A 5,102-nucleotide genomic window follows, 5' to 3' on the forward strand; every position below is an offset into this window, starting at 1 on the left:
CACGCTGCTGCGGCGCCACCGGAGGGAGTTCGCCCTGCTGGTCGCCGTGAACGCGGTGGCCGTCGGCGCCTCCATGGCCGGTCCCTTCCTGCTCGGCCGCACGGTCGGGTCCGTCGCGGCGGGGCGCGAGGTGGACCTCGCGGCCACCGTCGGCGGGTTCCTGGCCGCGGTGGCGGTCCAGGGGCTGTTCACCTGGCAGGTGCGCCTGCGGGGAGCGGTCCTCGGGGAGCGCATGCTGGCCGAACTGCGCGAGGACTTCCTGGTGCGCGCGGTGGGACTGCCCCCGGAGGTGCTGGAGGGCGCCGGCACCGGGGAGCTGCTGTCCCGGGTCACCACCGACGTCGACCGGCTGTCCGGCGCCCTGCGCGAGGCCGTGCCCCAGCTGGTCATCTCGGTGATGTGGGCCGGTCTGCTGCTCGGCGGACTCGCGGTGACGTCACCGGTGTTCGCGCTGGTGACGCTGCTCGTCCTCCCGCTGCTGCTGGTCGCCTGCCGGTGGTACTTCCGCCTGGCGCCCGGCGCCTACCGCTCGGAGACCGCGGGATACGCCGCCGTGTGCGGCACGCTGGCGGAGTCGATCGACGCCGGCCGGACCATCGAGGCCCACCGGCTCGGAAGCCGCCGGGTGGCACGGTCCGACGGGCACCTGCGGGTCTGGACGGGCTGGCAGCGGTACACGATGTGGCTGCGCACCGTGTTCTTCCTCGCGGTCCACGCCACCCACACCCTGCTGCTCACCCTCGTCCTGCTGGTCGGCGGCTGGCTGACCCTGCGGGGCCGGCTCACCGTCGGCGAACTGACCACCGGGGCACTGCTGGTACAGATGCTGGTCAACCCCGTCGACCTGATCCTGCGCTGGTACGCGGACCTCCAGGTCGCCCAGGTGTCGCTCGCCCGGCTGACCGGGGTCCACGAGATCGAGGCGGGCCGGGGCCCCGGCGGCCCGGTGCCCCGCGGACGGGAGATGGCCGCCGAACGGGTCCGCTTCGGCTACACGCCGGGCGGGGACGTACTGCACGAGGTGTCGCTGCGGATCCGGCCCGGCACACGCGTCGCGCTGGTGGGCCCCTCGGGGGCCGGCAAGTCGACCCTGGGCCGGCTGCTGGCGGGCATCCACACCCCGAGGACGGGCGAGGTCACGCTCGGCGGCGCCCGGCTGGCGGAGATGCCGGCCGAGCGGATCAGGGAACACGTGGTGTCGGTCAGTCAGGAACACCACCTGTTCGTCGGCACCCTGCGCGACAACCTCCTGCTCGCCCGCCCCGCGGCGGCGGACGACGCCCTGTGGGACGCGCTCGACGCCGTGGACGCGGCGGACTGGGCGCGCGCCCTGCCGCGGGGACTGGACACCGAACTCGGCGCCGGCGGTCTCACCCCCGCCCCGGCCCGGGCCCAGCAGATCGCCCTCGCCCGCCTCGTCCTGGCCGACCCGCACACCCTCGTCCTCGACGAGGCCACGTCGCTGCTCGACCCGCAGGCCGCCCGGGAGCTGGAGCGCTCGCTCGCCGCGGTGCTGGAGGGCAGGACCGTGGTCGCCATCGCCCACCGCCTGAACACCGCCCGCGACGCCGACCTCGTCGCCGTCGTCGAGGACGGCCGCATCACCGAGTACGGCGGACACGACCAGCTGATCGCGGAGGGCGGCACCTACGCCGCCCTCTGGCGGTCCTGGCACGGCCGGTGAACCGGCCACCGGCGGGCGGCGGCGCCCGCCGGCGGGTCCCCTCAGGCCGGAAGCCGCACGGGAGGACCGAGCGCCTCGGCGGGCGGGAAGGACGCCCCCAGCTCCCTCTTGGCGAGCAGGTAGCCCATCTCCGTGCGGTTCTTCGCTCCCAGCTCGGCCTTCAGACGGGCCACGTGTTCCGCCGTGCTGCGCTGCGAGAGCCCCAGCTTCTTGGAGATGTGCTTGTCCGGGTGCCCGTCGATCAGCATCTGGATCAGCGCCTTCCGGAACGGCGTGCTGACGTCCCCGGCGGCGCGAGCCGCGTGGGTCGGACGGAAGGGGTGGCCCGCCGCGCGGGTCCAGTGGCGCTCGTACAGGTCCACCAGGAAGGAGACGGTCACCGGGTCGGTGACCACGGTGCTCCTCGTCCGGAGATCGGGCGTCAGCAGGAAGGCGGTCGAGCCGTCGACCACCACGAGCTGGTTGAAGAAGTCGTCGAGCGTGCGGATCTCCCCGCCCGGGGCGTCGATACGCCGGACGAAGCTCTTGACCGACTCGTTGTAACGGGCCGGGTGCTGGCAGAGGACCTTCACCCGGGCGCGCCGGGCCAGGACGGCCCTGCTGACCTCCGCCAGGCTCTGCAGGTAGTGGTCCGGGGGGATGGCGCCCGGCAGCGCGACAAGCACGTCCCGCCGCGCCCGGGCGATCTCGCGCAGCACGGCCTGGGAGGACACGGTCGCCGGCCCCGGCGGGTCGGGCTGCGAGCGCACCAGCGAGAGGATGGCGAGCGCCCGTTCCTCCAGGTCGTGGGAGAGCGCGTCGGCGACCGCGTGGTGCGCGATGCGCTCGGCGACCGGGACGAAGCCGCCCGGGGTCCTGCGGAGGAGGCCCAGGGACACCAACTGCTGAAGGGGTGTATGGTCCTGCAGGAGCGTCAGGACCCTGCCGGACAGGGCGTCCCGCAGGACGTCGGATGCGGATGACGCTAGAGCGGTGGCGTCCATGAATCTCCTTCTCCACTGCGGTGCGGGCGGCGTCGGCTCGGGTGGGTGCCGGTGAGGAGTCCGGAGGCGGCTGCGGGCGGGACGTCGGCGGCCTGACGAGGGGGCCACGGGCTCCGCGTCCGCGGTGCCGGCCGTCGGCCAGGTGTGCCTCCCTCCTGGTGGCCGCGATGGCCGTCCTGACCCGGCATGGCCGAAAACCTTACGAACCTTCACATGATCATCAACGGCCGACAAGGACGCCTCACGGGCCGGTGATTCATTCCGGCCACGCCGTCCGCACCCGCGCGAAACGGACCTTCGGGGAACGTAGTAAGCGTTTTCCCGATACGGGCGGGAACGCGCTCGCGAAGGCCCGGACCGCACCGCCCGGGCCGCGCCCACTGGTCACCGGCCCGACGCGGCGGAAAAGACGGACGGGCGGCGGGCCGGACGGGCGTCCCGCCATGCGGAGCGCCGCCGTCCATGAGGATGTCCGGAACCGTCGGCGTGACCCCTCGCGCGCTGCGGCCCCGCTCGTCCGTCCCTCCGCCGAAGCTCCAGTCGTCCTGCGGTGAACTTGGTGAACTCCCGGCCGACACCCGCCTCCGCGTTCGAGCGCGCCTCTGAAATGTGCACGGCAATTTGGGCTAGGCTGCGGCGATTACCGATGACCGGAGGTAAAGGTGCGTCATTCCGCCACACCCCTGCCCGTCACACGGAACACGACCCGGGCGCCGGCAGGGCGCCGGGCGACGAGGCCGGCGGTCCTGGCCGTCTCGGCCGCCCTGCTCTCCACCCTCACCGTCGCCGCGCCGGCGCAGGGCTCACCGGCCGACCGCCCCGGCGGCACCCCCGTCAAAACGCCGGTCGCCACCGGGTACGGCGGGGCCGTCTCCAGCGTCGACGCGGACGCGACCGCGGCCGGGCTGGAGATCCTGAGGAAGGGCGGCAACGCGGTCGACGCGGCCGTCGCCACCGCCGCCGCCCTCGGCGTCACCGAGCCCTACTCGGCCGGTGTCGGCGGAGGCGGCTACTTCGTCCACTACGACGCGCGGACGCGAACCGTGCAGACCGTCGACGGCCGCGAGACCGCTCCGCTGAGCGCCGGCAGCGACCTGTTCCTCGAGGACGGCAAGCCGGTCCCGTTCGCCGAGGCCGTCACCAGCGGCCTGAGCGTCGGCACCCCCGGCACCCCCGCCACCTGGCAGACCGTCCTGGACAAGTGGGGCAGCAAGCGGCTCGGATCCGTGCTGGCGCCCGCCGAACGGCTGGCCCGCGACGGCTTCACCGTCGACGAGACCTTCCGCGCGCAGACCGCCGCCAACGAGGCGCGGTTCCGCAACTTCCCCGACACCGTGGACCTGTTCCTCCCCGGCGGACAGCTCCCCGTGGTCGGCTCGACGCTGAAGAACCCGGACCTGGCCCGCACCTACGCCCGGATGGCCCGGGAGGGCGCCGGGGTCATGTACCGGGGACCGATCGCCGAGGACATCGTCGAGACGGTCAACCACCCGCCGGTCGACCCCGGTTCGGACCACCGGGCACGGCCCGGCGACCTGACCGCGCGTGACCTCGCGCGGTACCGGGTCACGGCGCAGGCGCCCACCGAGGTCCGCTACCGGGGCCTGAAGGTCTACGGCATGGCCCCGTCGTCCTCCGGCGGCACCACCGTCGGCGAGGCCCTCAACATTCTGGAGGGCACCGACCTCTCCAGGGCGACCGAGGAGCAGTACCTGCACCGCTTCGTCGAGGCGAGCCGCATCGCCTTCGCCGACCGCGGCCGCTGGGTCGGCGACCCGGCCTTCGAGGACGTGCCCACCGAGGAACTGCTCTCCCAGGAGTTCGCGGACTCCCGCGCCTGCCTGATCAAGGACGACGCGGTGCTCACCAGCCCCGTCGCCCCCGGCGACCCGCGTGATCCGCAGGCCTGCGCGGCCGGCGGCGAGGCGGCGCCGACCACCTACGAGGGGGAGAGCACCACCCACCTGACGGTCGCCGACAAGTGGGGCAACGTCGTCGCCTACACGCTCACCATCGAGCAGACCGGCGGCAGCGGCATCACCGTCCCGGGCCGCGGCTTCCTGCTCAACAACGAGCTGACCGACTTCTCCTTCGCCCCCGCCAACCCGGCTGTCCACGACCCGAACCTGCCCGGTCCCGGGAAGCGGCCGCGGTCCTCGATGTCCCCGACGATCGTGCTCGACGGCAAGGGCAGGCCGGTGCTGGCGCTCGGCTCACCGGGCGGCGCGACCATCATCACCACCGTGCTGCAGACCCTCACCGGCGTGGTCGACCGGGGCCTGCCGCTGGTCGACGCCATCGCCGCGCCCCGCGCCAGCCAGCGCAACGCGGCCCGCACCGAACTGGAACCCGGCCTGTACGACAGCGCGTTGCGCGGCCGGCTCGAGGCCCTCGGCCACGTGTTCAGCCGCAACCCGGAGATCGGCGCCGCCACC

The 5,102-nt window shown here is 73.9% G+C and carries 3 protein-coding genes; 2 read left to right on the top strand and 1 reads right to left on the bottom strand.

All coding sequences use genetic code 11. The annotated features are described in order from the left end of the window. On the top strand, nucleotides 1–1,684 hold a 1,684-nt coding region (locus tag HW445_RS17940), incomplete at its 5' end, for an ABC transporter ATP-binding protein (protein WP_180222016.1). A gap of 41 nt (nucleotides 1,685–1,725) precedes the next feature. Here the strand turns inward: HW445_RS17940 and HW445_RS17945 are convergent. Beyond that, entirely contained in the window at nucleotides 1,726–2,667 is a 942-nt protein-coding gene (locus HW445_RS17945; RefSeq protein WP_180222017.1) for a LuxR C-terminal-related transcriptional regulator, read from the bottom strand. 764 nt (nucleotides 2,668–3,431) lie between these two features. Between HW445_RS17945 and ggt the strand changes: the two genes are divergently transcribed. Then, on the top strand, nucleotides 3,432–5,102 hold a 1,671-nt coding region (ggt, locus tag HW445_RS17950; protein WP_374939666.1), incomplete at its 3' end, for a gamma-glutamyltransferase.

This window comes from Streptomyces sp. UH6 (genome assembly GCF_013421635.1).
Lineage (GTDB): Bacteria > Actinomycetota > Actinomycetes > Streptomycetales > Streptomycetaceae > Streptomyces > Streptomyces abyssomicinicus.